We start from the raw sequence: 17648 nt of genomic DNA, 5'->3' as shown, positions 1-17648 counted from the left end.
CAGAAAAAAAACGCGGATTATTGACCTATTTCACAAACCGATCCCGGTTAATAAGTTATTTAATGTTCTTTATTTGCTTAATTAATCTTATGGTGTTTATTATTGAGATAATCTTTATTTGGCGCCGCAATTCACTTACATTCACTTAGCATTTTTATTGCAATTACGGGTCGCACTATGGAATGGCTGAACATCCTGATCGTTGAAGACGAAACGCCGCTGGCGGAGATGCACGCGGAGTTTATCCGCCAGAACGGCGGCTGCCGCCAGATTTGGCTGGCCGGCACGCTGGCGCAGGCGCGCGCCATGACCGAACGCTTCAAGCCGGATCTGATCCTGCTGGACAACTTTCTGCCGGACGGCCAGGGCATCACCCTGCTGCGCGAACTGACGCTGAGCGGCTATCGCGGCGGCATCGTGTTCATCACCGCCGCCAGCGACATGGCCACCGTAGCCGAGGCGTTGCGCTACGGCGTGTTCGACTACCTGATCAAACCGCTGGCCTATGACCGGCTGAGCCAGACGCTGCAGCGCTTCAGCCAGCGCCGCGAAGCGTTGAAGGACAAGGCGCGCCTCAACCAGCGCCGCATCGACGAGATGTTCAACACCTACGCCCGCGGCGAGCAGCAGGCGGCGCTGCCCGCCGGCATCGACGAGCTGACGCTGAGCAAGGTCCGCGCGCTGTTCGCCGAACCCGCCGCGCGGCATACCGCTGAAAGCGTTGCGCAAAAAATGGGGCTCAGCCGCACCACCGCGCGCCGTTATCTGGAGTTTTGCACCGCCGCGCAGCAGCTGCGCGCCGAGATCATTTACGGCAAGGTGGGCCGCCCACAGCGGATCTATCGCGCCGGCGAGCCGCATTAACGGTTATTTGATCGCCCTTGCAAGGTTGCGTGTAACCGCTTTACTTTTTATGCGCCGGTCAGCATCTTGGTGAGCATTACCTAGCTGACTGGACGATCGCCGATGCCTGCTGCCCCCCTAGTTTCCCTGACCGAGATCCTCGCCCGCCGTGACTGGCAAAACCCCGCCTGCACCCACTACCGCCGGCTGGACGCCCACCCGCCGTTCGCCAGCTGGCGCACGGTGGAAGACGCGCGCGACGACGCCCCCAGCGCCAGCCGCCGATCGTTGAACGGCGAGTGGCGCTTCAGCTATTTCCCGCGCCCAGAGGCGGCGCCGGAGAGCTGGTTGCAGCAGGATCTGCCGGACGCCGCCCCGCTGGCGGTGCCGGGCAACTGGCAGCTCGCCGGCTACGACGCGCCGATCTACACCAACGTGCGCTACCCGTTCCCGGTCGATCCGCCGCGCGTGCCGGAAGACAACCCGACCGGCTGCTACTCGCGCGCCTTCAGCGTCGATCCGGCCTGGCTGGCCGCCGGCCAGACGCGCGTCATCTTCGACGGCGTCAACTCGGCGTTCTATTTATGGTGCAACGGCCATTGGGTCGGCTATTCGCAGGACAGCCGCCTGCCGGCGGAGTTCGATCTCAGCCCGTGGCTGCGGCCGGGTGAAAACCGGCTGGCGGTGATGGTGCTGCGCTGGTGCGACGGCAGCTACCTGGAAGATCAGGATATGTGGCGCATGAGCGGCATCTTCCGCGACGTCAGCCTGCTGCACAAACCCGCCGCGCACCTGAGCGATGTGCGCATCACCACGCCGCTGCATGACCGCTTTACCCGCGGCGAACTGGTGGTGACGGCGCGCGCCAGCCGGCCCGGCACGCTGCAGGTGCAGGTTCAGCTGTGGCGCGACGGCGCGCGGGTGGCCGAACGCACCCAGCCGCTCGGCAGCGAGATCGTGGACGAGCGCGGCGCCTATGATGACCGCGTCACGCTGCGTCTGCCGGTGGAACGCCCGGCGCTGTGGAGCGCCGAAACGCCCGCGCTGTATCGCGCCACCGTCGCCCTGCTCTCGCCCGAAGGGGATATTATCGAGGTGGAGGCCTATGACGTCGGCTTCCGTCAGGTAGAAATCAGCGGCGGGCTGTTGAAGCTCAACGGGCAGCCGCTGCTGATCCGCGGCGTTAACCGCCACGAGCATCATCCGCGCCACGGCCAGGTGATGGACGAGGCGACGATGCGCCACGACATCCTGCTGATGAAACAGCACAACTTCAACGCGGTGCGCTGCTCGCATTACCCCAACCACCCGCTGTGGTATCGGCTGTGCGATCGCTACGGGCTGTACGTGGTGGATGAAGCCAATATCGAGACCCACGGCATGCAGCCGATGAACCGCCTGGCTGACGATCCGCTGTGGCTGCCGGCGATGAGCGAGCGCGTCACCCGCATGGTGCAACGCGATCGCAACCACCCTTGCATCATTATCTGGTCGCTGGGCAACGAGTCCGGCCACGGTGCGAACCACGACGCGCTGTACCGCTGGGTGAAAAGCCAGGATCCGACCCGCCCGGTGCAATATGAAGGCGGCGGCGCCGACACCGCCGCCACCGACATCATCTGCCCGATGTATGCGCGAGTGGATCAGGATCAGCCGTTCCCGGCGGTGCCCAAATGGGCGATCGGCAAGTGGATCGGCCTGCCGGAGGAGCAACGCCCGCTGATCCTGTGCGAATACGCCCACGCGATGGGCAACAGTTTCGGCGGTTTCGAGCGCTACTGGCGCGCGTTCCATGCACATCCGCGCCTGCAGGGCGGCTTTGTCTGGGACTGGGTCGATCAGGCGCTGATCAAACGCGACGATCGCGGCGAAGAGTTCTGGGCCTACGGCGGCGACTTCGGCGACACCCCCAACGATCGCCAGTTCTGCCTGAACGGGCTGGTGTTCGCGGATCGCACCCCGCACCCGGCGCTGTTCGAAGCGCAGCGGGCGCAGCAGCTGTTCCGCTTCGCCTTCGACGCCGCCTCGCTGACGCTGACCGTCACCAGCGATTACCTGTTCCGCCACACCGACAACGAACAGCTCAACTGGCGGCTGGAGCTGGACGGCGTGGAGCGCGCCAGCGGCAGCTTCGATCTGGCGCTGCCGCCGCAGGGCAGCACTCGCTTCACCCTGCTCGACCGGCTGCCGATGCTGCATCAGCCCGGCGAACTGTGGCTGAACGTGGAAGTGGTGCAGCCGCAGGCCACCGACTGGTCCGAAGCGCACCACCGCTGCGCCTGGGATCAGTGGCGGGTGCCGCGCGCGCTGCATCCCGCGCCGCCGCCGGCGCAGGGCGTGCCGCCAATGCTGATTGAAGACGATCAGGGGCTGACGCTCACCCACGGCGACCAGCGTTGGCGCTTCGAGCGCAGCAGCGGCCACCTGACGCAGTGGTGGCAGAATGAGCAGCCGCAGTTGCTGACGCCGCTGCGCGACGGCTTTGCGCGCGCGCCGATCGATAACGATATCGGCGTCAGCGAAGCGGACCATATCGATCCCAACGCCTGGGTCGAACGCTGGAAGCTGGCGGGCCTGTACCGGCTGGAGGAGCGCTGCACGCAGTTGCAGGCCGATGCGCTGCAAAACGGCGTGCGGGTGGTGAGCGAACACCAGTTCGGCATGGACGGGCAGATTTTGCTGATTAGCCGCAAGCAGTGGCTGTTCGACGCGCTGGGCGCGGTGAGCGTGAACGTGGAGGTCGAGGTGGCCGACGCCCTGCCGCCGCCAGCGCGCATCGGCCTGAACTGCCAACTGGCGACGGTGCAGCCGCAGGCGGAATGGCTGGGCCTGGGCCCGCACGAGAACTACCCGGATCGCCGCCTGGCCGCGCAGCACGGGCGCTGGCGCCTGCCGCTGACGGATCTGCACACGCCATATATTTTCCCCGGCGAGAATGGCCTGCGCTGCGACACCCGCAGCCTGCGCTACGGCGGCTGGCGCATCGACGGCCGCTTCCACTTCTCGCTCAGCCGCTACGGCCTGCAACAGCTGATGGCCTGCAGCCACCAGCATCTGCTGCAGCCGGAAGCAGGCACCTGGCTGCATCTGGACGGCTACCACATGGGGGTGGGCGGCGACGACTCCTGGAGCCCGAGCGTGCACCGGGATTACCTGCTCACCGCTGGCGTTTACCGCTATCAGCTGCGCCTGCAGCGAGCGCCAGAGGGCTAAATCTGCCAAAAAACTCAACGGGTTGCGCATTCTGTAAGCAAACAGTCACAGAATGTGTAATCCGCCTTTGACATGCCTGCGGCGCCTCGCTATTATTCGCCCCGTTCACACGATTCCTCTGTAGTTCAGTCGGTAGAACGGCGGACTGTTAATCCGTATGTCACTGGTTCGAGTCCAGTCAGAGGAGCCATATTTAGAGAAGCCCGCTTAAGGAAACTTAAGCGGGCTTTTTGCTTTTAAGCTGCCAGTTGCATGAAATAAGCAATGAGCGAAACGTGAACGTTAAAAGAGCGATCGCGACATCAACCATCACGCCACCGGGTTCCCGGTAGCAGGCACGATCACTGAATTGTCAGCCGTAACGCTAAAGCTTGCGGGTATGGATCAAAGTAATTCTGCGTCAGCAAATAGGCATCCTGATATTCCGCCAGATAATGTTTCAGAAGCGTCATCGGGGCCAATATGGGCAACAACCCTGCACGATAATTGAGGATTACCTCTCGCAGCTCTCCGCGCTGGCGCATCGTTAGCTGGTTACGGAAGTACCCCTGGATGTGCATCAGCACGTTAGTGTGGTTTTTGCGCGAGGCAGGTTTCTTCAGGATCGTCATTAACTTATCGCGGTAGACCGCAAAGAAGGCATCCAAGTCCTCCCACTCATGCAGCGTCGCAACGAACGGACCAATCTCCCGATACCCTGCCTGATGGTGCGCCAACAGCTGCAGTTTATAGCGGCTATGAAAATCCAGTATCGCCCGCCGCGTTAGGCCCGTTTTGCGCAAGGTATTAAGCGCATGCAACGCAAAAACTCGTTCGACAAAGTTTTCGCGCAGAACCGGATCGTGCAACCGACCATCCTCCTCCACCGGCAGCCACGGATATTTTTCCATCAGCGCGGCGGTAAACAGCCCCACCCCCTCCTTGCGCCCACGATTCCCTTTCTCGTCATAGAGGCGCACGCGCTCCATGCCACAGCTGGGTGATTTCGCGCAGACGATAAAACCAGACAGTTCACCCAACCCGGTCAGATATTCCTCGCAAAAATCGGCCATTTTAACGGTCACATCTTCGTGGGGCGCATGGCTAAGGCGCATGCGAATCTGTCCAACGGAGGTTTGCACCAAACGCAGCGCCGGTCGGGGCACCGGCAGGCCAATCGCCATCTCCGGGCAGACGGGCCGAAACGTCACCCACTGAGCCAGTCTATCCATGACAAACTCCGTCCGCTTATGCCCGCCATCAAAGCGGACGGCAGCCCCCGTTAAACAGCCGCTGATCCCAATGACGGGTTGCGTTTTCATGACATTCTCCTCGCTATTGTGCTTTACGGGAGAAGAAGAGCGTCACCGTGCCAACGGAGAAGCCAAATTTCTTCATCTCGGTTTTATTGAACAGATGATGACCGTCCTGCAGATACATCCAGTCATCAAAATTGAGCAGCCAGGTTCTGCCTCTGGATGTCACATTCATGCTGTAATGCCAGTTGAACGCGTTGCCCGCTGCCTGTCCCTTCGCGACGCCTTGAATGTCGCCGGCCGTGCCCTCGTAACGATCGGCGCTAACTTTTCGGATATGCCATACCCTCTGCTGTTTCTCGCCATCGTCATACACAAATCGCTCGTTGAGGGTCAGCGTGTCCCCTACGACATCACCGTTTATATCGACATGGAAGCGACGAAGCTGTGTGCCGTTGCGGTCCTGGACCATCCCCCACGCCTGCGTGTCCCCCTGAAAATACTGAAAGATATCCAGCGTCGGCTGCTGCCGGCGATAGTCTGCAATTTCAGCGCTACAGCCGGCGAGCTGCATCAACAAGGGCAGGATTAGGATCAATAAACGTTTCACTCATCACCTCCGGTGAGCTGCTGCCGCAACTCGGGATATTGGGTGCGGGGACCCAGCCAGATCGCGAGAAAGTTTTCACTGAACGCCGCCGATTGTGGTGGGCCTAGCGGGATAAAATGCCTTTGTGTTGCAGACATGCGATACCAGAACTGCCCCCGCCTTGCTTTTTGCACAAACGCCAACTGCATTCCCGGCACGACATCTGGCCATATGTTTCCCAACGTACGCAGCCATGACTCACTCAGCGCTTCCCGCGCCAGAATGCCCTGCGCCCGCCACTGTTCACGCGTGGCATCCACCAGTTCCTGACGTTCAATCGTGTGCTGATAGGAGATAATCAGCGCTTGATCTTCCCCCAACCCACGATATCGCCCCTCCGGCGTGCGCAATTGCGAGGTATAAATCGTAAACGGCCCCCAGGTGAGCGTCGCGTCGCCGACTTTTTGCCAACTTAACCAGTCTGCCGCGCCCGCAAACGGCGCAATCGCCATTAATCCCAGCAGCATCAGTAAGGCAGGTTTCATTGTCGTGGCCTCATGAGAATATGGAAAAACAGTATCAGCGCCAGCCAGCCCGCCGCCAACAAACCAACGACGATAGCGGTCGGTTTCAGAAAGGCAATCGCGCCCAGACGTTCCCCCAACAGGTAGGCAGCCGGCCCTCCGCCAGTAGCCATCAGCGCCAGCTGCCAACCCGGCAAGGCGGTCGAGCAGACCAGGTGCGTCCACAGGGCGGCGAACATCAGCCAGAGCGCAACCATCCATAGCGGCAGCAGCGCCTCTGCGTGAAAATCAACCAGCCCCGCCAGCGCCCACAGCGCGTCGAGCCCACTGCCCGCCGCCGCCAGCGCCAGCGCATGCACGCGCTGCGTTGGCGGGAGCAAGAAGCAGGCTAACATCGCCAGCGCAAGCCACAACACCACGCCGCGCTCGCGAAATAACACCACCATGAGCCAGTAAAGGTCGAAGCCGACGGCGAGGATAAAGGCCTTCAGATGGCGACTCATACTCGCTCCGCCGTCAGCTGTACCACGCTGATGGTTCGGGCGTTAAAACCGGCTTCACAGTAGCCGAAGTAGTACAGCCACATGCGGCGAAAATGCTCATCAAAACCCAGTTTTTCAATCTCCTGCCAGGCATGAACAAATCGTTGCCGCCAGTGGGCCAGCGTCCGGGCATAGTCGGGTCCCATATCGAACAGATTGCGAACCACAAAGTCGGTATGCTTTGTCATCAAACCGCTCATCGCGGTGATACTGGGTAAAAAGCCCCCCGGAAAGATATAGCGCTGAATAAAATCGACGTTTTTGCAGTAATCGAGATAGCGCTGATCCTGAATGGTAATGGCCTGAATCGCCATTTTGCCTCCAGGGCGCAAGCGCGCCTGACAGGTACGGAAAAACGTAGGCAGAAAGCGCTGCCCGACCGCCTCGATCATTTCAACCGACACCAGTTTGTCGAATTCCCCAGTCAGATCGCGGTAGTCGCACAGCAGCACTTTGACTCTCTCTTGTAAACCTGCGCGGGTAATACGCGCGGTCGCCCAGGCAAACTGTTCCTGAGACAGTGTCGTGGTGGTCACGCGGCATCCGTAATGACGCGCGGCATATTCCGCCATCGCCCCCCAACCGGTGCCTATCTCCAGCAGATGATCATCCTCAGTCAGCGCCAACTGTTCGCACAGTCGGGCCATCTTGGCCTGTTGAGCCTGCGCTAACGACTGTTCCGGGCAGGTGAACAATGCGCAGGAATAGAGTAAATCCTCATCAAGAAAGTGCGCGTAAAACGTATTGCCAAGATCGTAATGCGCGGCGATGTTTTCCCTCGCTTGTTGCCGATGGTTACGACGCGTCCAGTGACGCAAGCGCTCTACGGGCCTGCCCAGCACACGAAAACCGCTTTCCAGCCGCCCCAACAAGGCGCTGTTGAGTGCGAATATCTGGAGTAATGGCGTGAGCTGCTGTGTTTCCCATTCACCGTCCATCCAGGCTTCTGCCGCCGCAAGACTGCCGCCTGTCAACACCCGCCAGTACACCGCGGGCGATAGAATCTGCAGGTCAGCGCGCAATTCTGCCGAGGCATCGCCAAAATGAAAGGTCTGCGCCCCTTCCCGCACCGTGAGTGAACCTTTGCGAAGGCCGCTCAGCACACGAAAAAGGAGCCAACGCGCAAAGCGCAGATTGCGCGGAATATCAGGTTCAAGCGCAAAGGCGGGTTCGATCATGATCGCTCACTCCTGCTTGCAGGGTGGTTGTAAAGAGGGACTCGCTTGAGCCACAGCCGCAACGCCTGCCAGTAAATTGCAAACACCGTTTTCAGCGTCATGAACGGCAGGCGCAACAACAGTGAACGCAGACTCGCCTGCGTCAACGGCTCGCGTTTAAGCATCAGGGTGGCATCAAAAATCTTCGAGGCCTGATGGTTCTCGATATGCATATGCAGCGTTTTGCCCGGCGTATTAAATCGCCAGTGATAGACCATCTCCATCGGGTTAAACGGCGATACGTGAAAGGCTTTTGCCAACGGGCGCTTTTTCTGCGCGTCTACGGCGTAGTAATGGCGCTCATTCCAGGGCGTATTGCGAACCTCCGCCAGCACCCAGCGCAGGAGGTTCGCGCGGTCATAACAGTAGTAAAAATTGACCGGGTTAAAATGAAAACCGAAATAACGCAGCTGCGTCAGAAGCATCACGCGCCCCTCGGGACGTTCGCCCGTCAGGGCGGCAAGCTGATTCAGCGCGTTGTCTTTTAACGGGGTTCCCAGTGGGTAATCCGCATCATGAAAAGCCGCTGCGGCGAAGCGATTACGCCGCACGCCCACGCTCGGAAGTTGCGCCAGCTCATCGAGATCGATCCACGCCATAAACACCCGATAGCTAAACCGGTGCGTTGTCGGCTGGAGGCGCTGGTGCCGCAATACGCCGTGGTACAAGCAACTGTTCATTTAGCCCCCCGCTCCTGCAGCAATACCGTGCACCACATCCAGCGCGCTGCGCACGCCATCCTCGTGAAAGCCGTTGTACCAGTAAGCCCCGCAGAACCAGCTTCGACGCTGGCCGTTAATCTCTGCCCGACGAGCCTGCGCCCGCCAGCTTTGGGGATTAAACAGCGGATGCTCATAGACGAAACGTCGCCAGACGAATCGCTCTTCAATCGAGCTGTCCGGATTAAGGGTCACGCAGAACAGTGGGCTTCCTTCAGGTAATCCCTGGAGAATATTCATGTTATAGGTAACGCAAGCGCTCGCTTGTTCCTGCCCACTAAGGCGATAATTCCAGCTTGCCCACGCGCGCTCGCGAACCGGCAACCAGCGCCGATCGCCGTGCAGAACCACCTCGTTACGCTGCCAGCCAATGCCCCCCAGCACATCGTGTTCTGCGGGGCTCGCATCCTTAAGCAGGCGCAACGCCTGCGAAGAATGACAGGCAAAGATCACCTGATCGAAGGTATGGGTAGAGGCCACCAGCTGGATTCTGATTTCGCTGTCGGAACGAATCACCTGTTGCACAGGCGTATTGAGATACAGCGTCAGACGTTCGCTCAACTGCGTCAGCATCTCGCGAACGTACTCCCGCGAGCCTCCCGGCACCACGTACCACTGCGGGCGATGCCGGATATCCAGCAGGCCATGATGCTCAAAGAAGCGTAAGAACAGCGGCAGTGGAAAGCGGCGCATCTCCTGAAGCGAAGATGACCAGATGGCCGCGCCCATGGGCAGAATGTAATGGCGGGCAAAAAACGCGCTGAAGTGATGCCGGTCGAGGAATGTCTGTAGGGTCGCGTTCGCATCAACCTCATTTAATGCCTGCTTCGCCAGACGATTAAAACGGACAATCTCCTTCAACATGGTCAAAAATGCAGGATTGACCAGGTTTTCACGCTGGGCGAAAAGGGAAGCCAGCGTATGGCCGCTGTACTCCAGGCCGCTTTGCGGATTATGCACCGAAAAGCTCATCTGCGTTTTTTGTCCCTGGATGCCCAGTTCGCTCAGCAAGCCCATAAAACGCGGATAGGTTCGGTCGTTATAGACAATAAACCCGCTATCAATCGCGAAACTCCCCTGCGGGGTAGCCACATCCACCGTGGCAGTATGGCCGCCAGGGGTCGGCGCCGCTTCAAAAAGCGTCACCTGGTGGTGCCCTGCAAGACGCCACGCGCAGGTTAATCCGGCAATGCCGCTGCCAATGATAGCAATTTTCATGAACGCACCATCCTGCGCAGCAGAGCGCGCTGGAGCCCCTCAGGCAGTCCGGCCAGCAGACGCAGCAGCAGGCCAAAGCCGGCAGGAAAAACAATATTGTTTTTTCCTTTCGCCAGGCCACGGCGAATCGCTTTCACCGCATACTCCACGCTGACCTGAAACGGCATAGGAAAATCGTTTTTACGGGTAAGCGGTGTATCGACAAATCCCGGCGATACGACGGTCACGGCAATGCCTTTCGGCTCCCACTCCAGACGCAGACTGTTGGCAAACCAGGTTAACGCGGCTTTAGAAGCGCCGTAGGCTTCAGCCCGGGGGAACGGCAGCCAGTGCGCCATCGAACTGACCAATACCACACGATTACCGGAGGTTAACTGTGATTGAAGCGCGGCCAGGCAATTGATGGGGCCCAGGTAATTTGTTGCCATGACGCGTTCGATCCGTTCTGCGTCTACCCAGCCGTGGTCGAGATATTCACAGGTACCGGCGCAGAGAATGACAAGATCGGGCGTGCAGTCCGCCAACGCCAGGCAACAGGCATCTCTGTCTGTCATATCGAACAGACGTATTGTGAGGTTGGGATGAGATTGGCGCAGCTGTTCCAGCCGTATAGGATCGCGACCGCAGGCAATCACGTGGCAACCGTCATCAGCCCATGACTTTGCGAGCCCGGCGCCGATCCCGGAGCTTGCGCCGGTAATGAGAACAGTCATCATGCGCACACCCTCCGTTTCACTCCGCGAACGACCCAACCCAAAAGCGGCAGATGCTCATAAAGCATTTCGCCCGCGTCGTAGTAATCACGCTGGCGAATAATCTTCTCCCCCTGGAACTCCACCATCGAGCATCCCGGCAATGAACGCATTTCACCGCCGGCGATACGCGGATGCGACCAATGCATGTTCCACGTCACGGCAAATTGCCCGGCTCCACGCAGAGGAGGATCAATGGCGAATCGGCAGGTGTTCACATTCGCCAGCAGATGCGTGAAATAGCGCTTGATGGCCAACAGCCCATTGTGTTCTCCGAAGGGATCGACCAGGACGGCGTGCACGTCGTACAACCCAGCAAGCGCCATGACGGTCTGGCGATCCAAACCGGCGTAATAATCAACAAACCTGTCGATGACGAACGGCTGCGCGCGCATAAATTCTGCCTTGAGGGTGAACACCATCACGTGGAAGCATAATTAAAATTTACACAATCACTTTAATTTGTCCAAGTTTTACGAAAAAATACTTTAAACTTTATGTAATTCAATTGGTTGAAATGTTTTTTTGGGCAGCGCAATTCCTAACCACTGAAAAAGTGGTCAGTCCGCACCCGCATGAAGGGGAATGACAGAAGGATTAAAGTGAGATCACATCGAGGGAGCTGACCTGCTGCTGCCAGAGCTCTATCTGTTTTTTGCGAGCCACGGTGAGCTTGCCGGAAGTGACCAACAACCATTTACGATCGGGAAAGATGTTGGGGGCCAGGGTTGCGGGCGGTAAGGGAAGCACATCAATACGATGCCCCTGCCCAGTGCGACAAAGCGCTTCAAGCCAAATCTCGCAAGGATCTGTGAGATGCCAGCCGGTAATCAGGTAATTATCGCCCGGCGCACGCTTATCCCCTTCCAGACAGAACGAGGTGTAGGAGATGATAATACCGTCGAGGATTTCACGCAGCGTCATCATAGCCGGCACATTGGCCGAGACTTTACTGCGCAATGGACGCAATACTTCGCTAACCAACTCGGGACGGGGATACTCGCGCCCCGCGTCGTATACCAGCTGGCGCAGGGATTCAATTTTTCCTTCTTTCAGGCGCTGCAGCATGTTCTCTTGCAGGGTGAACCAGTTATTCGTTCGCCGTGCGCCAGGACGGGCCAGCAACGGTTTTACCTGGCTAACCGGGACGCCTTTTTTGACCCAGTCGAGAATTTTAAGCGCCTGTTGGATATCGTCATCGTTATACAGCCGGTGCCCGCCATCCGTACGCTGCGGCTTGAGAAGCCCATAACGACGCTGCCAGGCGCGCAATGTCGTCGCGGTTATTCCACAAAGCCGCGCAAATTCGCCAATGGAGTAAGACATACAGAACACCCGATAACAAAGAAGAATCTCAATATACTACGAACTGCGTGGATAGGATAAAGTGAAAACGGCTTACCCTATCACTCAAACATCCTGACTTGCCTCACGTTTAGAGACCACCGCCAGTGAGTCATGACGGGTGTTTTGCCTTCATAACGCCAACGCTCCCCCTAGCGAAACCCACTCTTTTATCTAAGAAGATTCCTAACCGAGCTGACGAAAATGCCTTCCTGACGCCAATACGCGGATTTACCCGCCGATTTACAACAATAATTCTGTAAAAACAATCGATAAGCCAATCTCTCTCGCTCAGCAAGTTGCGTCTATCCTTTCGCTATGGGTGCCTGCTGCCCATCGTTCGCTGCAGATCGCGGCATGCGCGTTTCTGGCTGTTCGGGTTTCGGTTTATTCCATCGCGCGCTTCCATTCATCATGTTGAATTTCAAAGTAATCTCTCAGCAACAAGGAGTGTTTATATGGCTTACGTCATTACCGACCGAGAAAAACTGCAAGCGATTTGGGAGGCCGCCAAAGCCGGCGACTGGCCTGCGGTATATGCCGCATCCGTCGATGCGCTCACCGATCCCAACCATGCCAACCAACCCATTGAGGGCGTGGATATCGCGGTGTATACCTGGATCAAAGGCGCCTATGGCGTGAACTCGAATCAGGGGGCGTTTGCCCATTACATTCGCGACCAAACCAAGCTGCAGTATGAGTTGCGCACCGGGCATGTGCCCGATGACTGGGAGGCGCGCATTCAAAATGCCTCCGACAACATCGCCAAAAACTTCGCCAAAACGCTGTTTGGCGTCGATCTGAGCAGCGATCCCAACGCGCCGTTGCCGGATGCCCCACCCACCAGCGCCAAAGTGCCGGACATTCACGAGGTCGGCCTGATCGACGCCGGCGCAGCGGCGTCCGAAGTGTTCACCGACGCCTCCTCGACCGGCGCCCCCAACTATTCCCCCTGGGCCGGCACCACGCTGTTCTCTTATTTAGGCGATACCTCGTTCTTTACCGAATGGGTGGCGACCAACGACACCTCGGCCTTTAAGGTGGAAGGCGGGACTTACGATCTGATTGCCGCGGCGCAGGTCTCCATGCAAATGAAAAACCTCAGTTACGTGGTTGAAACGCTGCTGGCGGGCGAAGTGCCCACCTATTTGACCACCCTGGGCATTGGCCACGAGACCATCCGCCTCGCCGCCGAAGCGGCGCGTGATTTCTACACCGAATCCTACGGCAGCAGCGTGACCGGCGGCGGCAGCCTCATTCCCGGCAAGCTGGATATCGGCTCGGCGATTTTCAACGACATTGCCGACGTGCTGTCCACGCCGAATCTGTACCGCGTCGGTACGCTGCATGACGACGATTTCACCCTGGCGTTCGGCAATATCGCCGTTAACACCGGCAGCGGCGACGACACCATCAGCGTGCCGCGCGGCTGGCAAAACAACGCCGGCAACTACGGCTGGACGGTGATCGACGGCGGCAGCGGCCACGATACGGTCGATTATTCCAGCCTGTCGCACGGGGTAAACCTGAAGTTTGACGCCCAGGGCAGCTACGGCGGACGCGGGGTGATCGAGAAAAACGGCATCGGGCTGTATGGCTTTAAGGACGGGCTGTACAACATCGAAGCGGTGAAACTGACCGACTTTAAGGACAACGTCACCTTTAACGATCGGGTGCTGACGCCGGCCAACGGCCTGGAGGTCAACCTGGGCAAAGGCTCCAGCGAGATTCGTTTCGAGCACGGTTATACCACTGCGCCGGGAGGGAGCGCGCCGCAGGATTATCTCGGCGTGAACCTGAGCATGCTGTCCAACGATGTGCCCTTCCCCAACAGCCTGCTGAACATTCCCGTGAAGCAGACCCACAATATCTACATCGACGACAGCTTCGAGCTGGGCTTTTTACAGGCCTCCTCCCTGTCTATCGACAACCACCTGCTGGCCTTCGGCGCCGAAGGTTCAAACAGCAGCTTCTCACTGAACTACAACGCGCAAACCCATACGCAGGATCTGTCGATATTCATGCAGGGTGAAAGCGCGCTCAATCAGCACGTCGTCAATATCTACAATTGGGATCAAGGATACTTTGGCATCAATCTGGAGCAGCCGGCCATTCAGCTTGTCGGTTTGCAAACCGTTACGCCGCAAGAGCTGGCGGCCGCCTAAGCGAAGCCCGCCGGTTTACCGGCGGGTTGTTTACCTGCGGCGCGACGGCTCAGGCCCCATCCCGCTCCGCCACCCGCGCCAGCAACGCCCCCAGCAACGCCAGATCGACCAGCAACGCCAGCGCGAAACCGCTCCCCCTCACGCCCGGCGCGGCGTAGGTTTGCACCAGCGAAGCGGCAATCACTACGGCCACGATAGTCACCACCGTCGTCAGCCTGCACGCCACGGCGAACGCCGCTTTCTCCCCCACCGCCGTGCGGTAGGCGACGCCCTGCCCCAGGCCGCCGAGGGCGAGACCCGCCAGCAGAGCCGGCCAGTCATGGCCGCCGAACAGCATCAGCAGCGTCAATAGCCATCCCGCCGCCGCCAGCAAAAAGCCGTGGCGGAGAATCACCAGCGCTGGCCGGTTCCGCAGCGGCTGCCAGCGAGCCAGTGCGGCGCCGCCGAGAAACGCCAGCGCCAATGCCGTCAGCAGCATCAGGGTCGCGCCGATGCCCGGCAGGCTCTCCGCCTCCAGCAGCAAAGCGCCCGCGGCGACCGGCACACTGAGCGCCAGGGCGCTCGCCGCCGTTCCCGTGTGTGTCATGGCGCCCAGGGCGCCGTTGTTGATAGAAAGGCTCATCGTTCTCTCCCGATAGGGTGGAAATGATGAAATAAATTCATTTCCCTGTTCACATGTCAGTAGCCTATCTCTTGTATAATCGGTCAGACAAACTCATAGTTTTCAGCCTTAGATGAGAATAACTCAGCCATGAGAAAACCCCGTTTGCCGCCGCTGGGCGCGCTGCGCGCTTTCCACGCCGTGGCCGGCTGCCGCAGCTTCAAACTGGCCGCCGAGGCGCTGGGCGTGAGCGCGACGGCGGTCAGCCACCAGATCAAGCTGCTGGAGTCGGTGCTGGAATGCCGGGTGTGCGAGCGCAGCGCGCAGGGCGTCAGCCTGACCGAGACCGGCGAGATCCTGTATGCCGGCACCCAGCGCGCCTTTGCCGCGCTAGAACAGTCCGTCGCCCAAATCACCCGCGCCCGGCAGCCGCCGGCGCTGACCGTCACCACCACCTCCAATTTTCTCACCCACTGGCTGGTGCCGCGCCTGGCGGATTTCAAGGCGGAGTTTCCCGCCATCGATCTGCGCCTGCACACCAGCGTCGAGCGGGTCGATCTCAGCCAGCGCACCGTGGACGTCGCCATCCGCTACCGTGAAACGCCAGAAACCGATCTGCACTGCACCCTGCTGCATGAGGATCGCTTTATCGTGGTCGCCAGCCCGGCGCTGGCGCTGGCGCGCATCGAGGATTTACAGCGGGTGACGCTGTTTCACGTGGCGCATCGGCAGGTGCCCGCCGACTCGCCGACCTGGGAGAACTGGCGGCGGCGCTACGGGCCGGAGGGGTTGAACGTGGACGCCGGGTTGACCTTCAGCGACGAAACCCATGCGCTGCAGGCGGCGGTGGCCGGCCAGGGGGTGGTGATCGCCAGCCGGCTGCTGGCGCGCGATTTGTTGCAGCGCGGCGTGCTGGCCGCGCCGTTCGAGATGGCGTTACCCGGCGCCAACTACTATCTGATGACCACCGAGGAGACCGCGCAGCGCCCCGATATCATTGCGCTGCGCGAGTGGCTGCTGCGGCAAATGGCGGCAGGCTAACGGCTCTCGGGGGCAATTTCGCCCAGGCGGATCGCCACGCTGATCGCCTGCGCGGTGGTGGCGGCGCCAAGGCGCCGGCGAATGCGGCGCAGGTGGTTTTCCACCGTGCGTTCAGACAGGCCGAGCATCGCGGCGATATCCGCCTGTCGTCGGCCGATGGCGGTCCAGCTCAGCACCTCGCGCTCGCGCGCCGACAGCCGGCCTTCTTCTTTGCCGGCCGCCGGTTCAAACAGCCGCCGCGCCGCCAAAAAGGCCGCCGTGCCCACGAGCGACAGCGCCAACCGCACCGGCGGCGAGGCGTCGATGCGCTCGCCTCCCAGACTGACGGCGCCCTCCAGGCCGGCGGGGCCGAACACCGGGATTTGCACGCCGTGCAGGCCCGCGCCGCGCGGCGAGCGCACAATCCGGTAGCGCTCTCCCTGCTGCGCCCGGGTCTTGGTCCAGAAGAACGGCTCGCTGGCCCGCAGCATGTGGCGAGTCACCGGGCAGTGCCGCACGTAGGTCAGCGCATCGACCGCCTCCCCCTCGCCGAACCAGTCGCCTTCGACCCAATAGATATGCTCGATCCCCGCCTCCGCCGTGGCGGAAGCGGAAAACAGCACAAAGCGATCGAAGCCGAACGGCGCGGCGAAGGCGCGAACCCGCCCCTGAATGGCGGACAGGGTTCGCTCGTGATCCATCGCCAACGCCGTCTGGAAAGCGCGCTGCGCGATCTCATCGCTCATCGCGCGGCGACGTCGGCCAGCAGCGTCTCCGCCGCCAGTTTGCCGAGGTTGTTGGAAGCCAGCGGGCTGTCGCCGGTCAGCAGGCGCCGATCTTTATGCACCTTGCCGGTGATGTCGGCATTGACGATCTTCACGCCCAGCTCACGCAGGCGTTCGCCCACCAGCCAGGGCATCGGGCCGGGGATATAGCCGATGTCGATGTTGGCGCCGGTATCGAGAGCATCCGGGAACACGCACATCTCATAGCCGCGATAGAGGAAATCGTCTTTACTCTCACCGATGCCCGCCGCCAGCAAACCGGCCGGCCCGTGGCACAGCGAGATCACGTAGCGATCGTTGTCATGGGCCCAGTGCAGCGTCTTTTTCACCTCTTCACTGAACGGGATATCATTGAGCACGCCGTGGCCGCCGGGAATGAAAACGCCGAGGTAGTTGCCGCCATCCAGATCCTTCACGACTTCCGTCAGCTTTTTCGGCTGCTTGAGTTGGCTGCGGTACTTCTCATAGGTGGCCTTGACCGCTGGATCTTCATGCGGGAACGCCCACATCTCCAGCTTCACCGGATCGCCGGACGGCGTGGCGATGTCGATCTCGAAACCGGCCAGATCCAGGTGATGCATCGGCAGCAGCATCTCGACCGGATGGTTGCCGGTGGAGAAGAACTTGCCGTTTTGCATCAGCAGGTAACGCTCCTGCGAGGCGATCATCAGCACCTTCCACTTGCCGCCGCGATAGGCGTTCGGGTAGTTGGCGCCCGTGAAGTCGGTTTTGGACGAGGTGTACTGGCTGAGGGAGTAAGGTGATGGGAAGAACGCGTTGTCTTCCGCCACATCCGGGGTGGGATTACTATCGTTGGATACTGAATCAGTCATGATTATCTCCATATTCACCGTTGCATTTCTCTTTCAGCTTAAATAACC

Annotated in this window: 17 protein-coding genes and 1 tRNA gene; 5 read left to right on the top strand and 13 right to left on the bottom strand. The window is 59.9% G+C overall.

What is annotated here, in order from left to right; genetic code table 11:
* The first annotated feature begins 177 nt into the window (after nt 1–177).
* The 3 genes from dpiA (at nt 178) to J9788_RS07355 (ending at nt 4246) form a co-directional block, all read left to right on the top strand.
* Nucleotides 178–864: a two-component response regulator DpiA gene (gene dpiA / locus J9788_RS07365; protein ID WP_182264188.1), complete on the top strand. Its 687-nt coding sequence runs from the start codon at nt 178–180 to the stop codon at nt 862–864.
* Nucleotides 865–966: 102 nt separating this feature from the next.
* Nucleotides 967–4056, top strand: a complete 3090-nt coding sequence (locus J9788_RS07360) for a beta-galactosidase (RefSeq protein ID WP_182264187.1) — start codon at nt 967–969, stop codon at nt 4054–4056.
* Nucleotides 4057–4170: 114 nt separating this feature from the next.
* Nucleotides 4171–4246: transfer RNA gene (locus tag J9788_RS07355), tRNA-Asn, on the top strand.
* A gap of 151 nt (nt 4247–4397) precedes the next feature.
* On the opposite strand, the gene J9788_RS07350 is transcribed toward J9788_RS07355, so the two are convergent.
* The 10 genes from J9788_RS07350 to J9788_RS07305 all read right to left on the bottom strand — a co-directional run bounded on the left by J9788_RS07350 (nt 4398) and on the right by J9788_RS07305 (nt 12178).
* The gene (locus tag J9788_RS07350; protein WP_046896433.1) at nt 4398–5357 is read right to left on the bottom strand and encodes a DUF523 and DUF1722 domain-containing protein; all 960 of its coding nucleotides are present in this window, start codon (nt 5355–5357) and stop codon (nt 4398–4400) included.
* Between the two features lie 13 nt (nt 5358–5370).
* Nucleotides 5371–5901: a DUF3833 domain-containing protein gene (locus J9788_RS07345; RefSeq protein ID WP_046896432.1), complete on the bottom strand. Its 531-nt coding sequence runs from the start codon at nt 5899–5901 to the stop codon at nt 5371–5373.
* Nucleotides 5898–6425: a hypothetical protein gene (locus tag J9788_RS07340; protein ID WP_046896431.1), complete on the bottom strand. Its 528-nt coding sequence runs from the start codon at nt 6423–6425 to the stop codon at nt 5898–5900. The genes J9788_RS07345 and J9788_RS07340 overlap by 4 nt, the downstream gene beginning before the upstream one ends.
* Nucleotides 6422–6907 (bottom strand): DUF2878 domain-containing protein, encoded by a 486-nt coding sequence (locus J9788_RS07335; protein WP_182264186.1) that lies wholly within the window; start codon nt 6905–6907, stop codon nt 6422–6424. The genes J9788_RS07340 and J9788_RS07335 overlap by 4 nt, the downstream gene beginning before the upstream one ends.
* A complete protein-coding gene (locus tag J9788_RS07330) occupies nt 6904–8124 on the bottom strand; it encodes a cyclopropane-fatty-acyl-phospholipid synthase family protein (protein WP_046896429.1) in 1221 nt (406 codons plus the stop codon). Before J9788_RS07330 ends, J9788_RS07335 begins: the two co-directional genes overlap by 4 nt.
* On the bottom strand, nt 8121–8843 hold the full coding sequence (locus J9788_RS07325; protein WP_046896428.1) for a DUF1365 domain-containing protein: 723 nt from the start codon (nt 8841–8843) through the stop codon (nt 8121–8123). The genes J9788_RS07330 and J9788_RS07325 overlap by 4 nt, the downstream gene beginning before the upstream one ends.
* Nucleotides 8844–10100 carry an NAD(P)/FAD-dependent oxidoreductase gene (locus J9788_RS07320; protein WP_182264185.1) on the bottom strand — a complete coding sequence of 419 codons (1257 nt, stop codon included), beginning with the start codon at nt 10098–10100 and terminating at the stop codon, nt 8844–8846. It abuts the gene before it with no gap.
* Nucleotides 10097–10816 (bottom strand): SDR family NAD(P)-dependent oxidoreductase, encoded by a 720-nt coding sequence (locus J9788_RS07315; RefSeq protein WP_046896426.1) that lies wholly within the window; start codon nt 10814–10816, stop codon nt 10097–10099. The genes J9788_RS07320 and J9788_RS07315 overlap by 4 nt, the downstream gene beginning before the upstream one ends.
* Complete coding sequence (locus J9788_RS07310; protein ID WP_046896425.1) at nt 10813–11247, bottom strand: nuclear transport factor 2 family protein; 435 nt, start codon at nt 11245–11247, stop codon at nt 10813–10815. Before J9788_RS07310 ends, J9788_RS07315 begins: the two co-directional genes overlap by 4 nt.
* 202 nt (nt 11248–11449) lie before the next feature.
* Nucleotides 11450–12178, bottom strand: coding sequence for a MerR family transcriptional regulator (locus J9788_RS07305; protein WP_046896424.1), 729 nt, complete (start codon nt 12176–12178; stop codon nt 11450–11452).
* A gap of 476 nt (nt 12179–12654) precedes the next feature.
* On the opposite strand from J9788_RS07305, the gene J9788_RS07300 reads away from it, so the two are divergent.
* Complete coding sequence (locus J9788_RS07300; protein WP_046896423.1) at nt 12655–14361, top strand: hypothetical protein; 1707 nt, start codon at nt 12655–12657, stop codon at nt 14359–14361.
* Nucleotides 14362–14410: 49 nt separating this feature from the next.
* Here the strand turns inward: J9788_RS07300 and J9788_RS07295 are convergent, their stop codons facing one another.
* Nucleotides 14411–14983 (bottom strand): hypothetical protein, encoded by a 573-nt coding sequence (locus J9788_RS07295; RefSeq protein ID WP_052759893.1) that lies wholly within the window; start codon nt 14981–14983, stop codon nt 14411–14413.
* A 129-nt stretch (nt 14984–15112) separates the two neighbouring features.
* On the opposite strand from J9788_RS07295, the gene J9788_RS07290 reads away from it, so the two are divergent.
* The gene (locus J9788_RS07290) at nt 15113–16003 is read left to right on the top strand and encodes a LysR substrate-binding domain-containing protein (protein ID WP_182264184.1); all 891 of its coding nucleotides are present in this window, start codon (nt 15113–15115) and stop codon (nt 16001–16003) included.
* Here J9788_RS07290 and J9788_RS07285 read toward each other — a convergent pair.
* Nucleotides 16000–16728: a PA1136 family autoinducer-binding transcriptional regulator gene (locus J9788_RS07285; protein ID WP_182264183.1), complete on the bottom strand. Its 729-nt coding sequence runs from the start codon at nt 16726–16728 to the stop codon at nt 16000–16002. The genes J9788_RS07290 and J9788_RS07285 overlap by 4 nt on opposite strands.
* Nucleotides 16725–17600, bottom strand: coding sequence for a glyoxalase III HchA (gene hchA, locus J9788_RS07280; protein WP_182264182.1), 876 nt, complete (start codon nt 17598–17600; stop codon nt 16725–16727). Before hchA ends, J9788_RS07285 begins: the two co-directional genes overlap by 4 nt.
* Nucleotides 17601–17648 lie beyond the last annotated feature (48 nt).

The organism is Serratia sp. X10, from assembly GCF_017811775.1.
Classification (GTDB): domain Bacteria; phylum Pseudomonadota; class Gammaproteobacteria; order Enterobacterales; family Enterobacteriaceae; genus Serratia; species Serratia ureilytica.
Note: the sequence above shows the minus strand (reverse complement) of the source record. Positions and strands in the feature narration are given on the sequence as shown.

Excerpts from the sequence above, each read along its gene's own strand:
- J9788_RS07315 (WP_046896426.1), bottom strand. The coding sequence starts at position 10,816 with ATGATGACTGTTCTCATTACCGGCGCAAGCTCCGGGATCGGCGCCGGG.
- dpiA (WP_182264188.1), top strand. The coding sequence starts at position 178 with ATGGAATGGCTGAACATCCTGATCGTTGAAGACGAAACGCCGCTGGCG.
- J9788_RS07340 (WP_046896431.1), bottom strand. The coding sequence starts at position 6,425 with ATGAAACCTGCCTTACTGATGCTGCTGGGATTAATGGCGATTGCGCCG.
- J9788_RS07295 (WP_052759893.1), bottom strand. The coding sequence starts at position 14,983 with ATGAGCCTTTCTATCAACAACGGCGCCCTGGGCGCCATGACACACACG.
- J9788_RS07330 (WP_046896429.1), bottom strand. The coding sequence starts at position 8,124 with ATGATCGAACCCGCCTTTGCGCTTGAACCTGATATTCCGCGCAATCTG.
- J9788_RS07310 (WP_046896425.1), bottom strand. The coding sequence starts at position 11,247 with ATGCGCGCGCAGCCGTTCGTCATCGACAGGTTTGTTGATTATTACGCC.
- J9788_RS07305 (WP_046896424.1), bottom strand. The coding sequence starts at position 12,178 with ATGTCTTACTCCATTGGCGAATTTGCGCGGCTTTGTGGAATAACCGCG.
- J9788_RS07350 (WP_046896433.1), bottom strand. The coding sequence starts at position 5,357 with ATGAAAACGCAACCCGTCATTGGGATCAGCGGCTGTTTAACGGGGGCT.
- hchA (WP_182264182.1), bottom strand. The coding sequence starts at position 17,600 with ATGACTGATTCAGTATCCAACGATAGTAATCCCACCCCGGATGTGGCG.
- J9788_RS07285 (WP_182264183.1), bottom strand. The coding sequence starts at position 16,728 with ATGAGCGATGAGATCGCGCAGCGCGCTTTCCAGACGGCGTTGGCGATG.
- J9788_RS07320 (WP_182264185.1), bottom strand. The coding sequence starts at position 10,100 with ATGAAAATTGCTATCATTGGCAGCGGCATTGCCGGATTAACCTGCGCG.
- J9788_RS07300 (WP_046896423.1), top strand. The coding sequence starts at position 12,655 with ATGGCTTACGTCATTACCGACCGAGAAAAACTGCAAGCGATTTGGGAG.
- J9788_RS07335 (WP_182264186.1), bottom strand. The coding sequence starts at position 6,907 with ATGAGTCGCCATCTGAAGGCCTTTATCCTCGCCGTCGGCTTCGACCTT.
- J9788_RS07360 (WP_182264187.1), top strand. The coding sequence starts at position 967 with ATGCCTGCTGCCCCCCTAGTTTCCCTGACCGAGATCCTCGCCCGCCGT.
- J9788_RS07290 (WP_182264184.1), top strand. The coding sequence starts at position 15,113 with ATGAGAAAACCCCGTTTGCCGCCGCTGGGCGCGCTGCGCGCTTTCCAC.
- J9788_RS07325 (WP_046896428.1), bottom strand. The coding sequence starts at position 8,843 with ATGAACAGTTGCTTGTACCACGGCGTATTGCGGCACCAGCGCCTCCAG.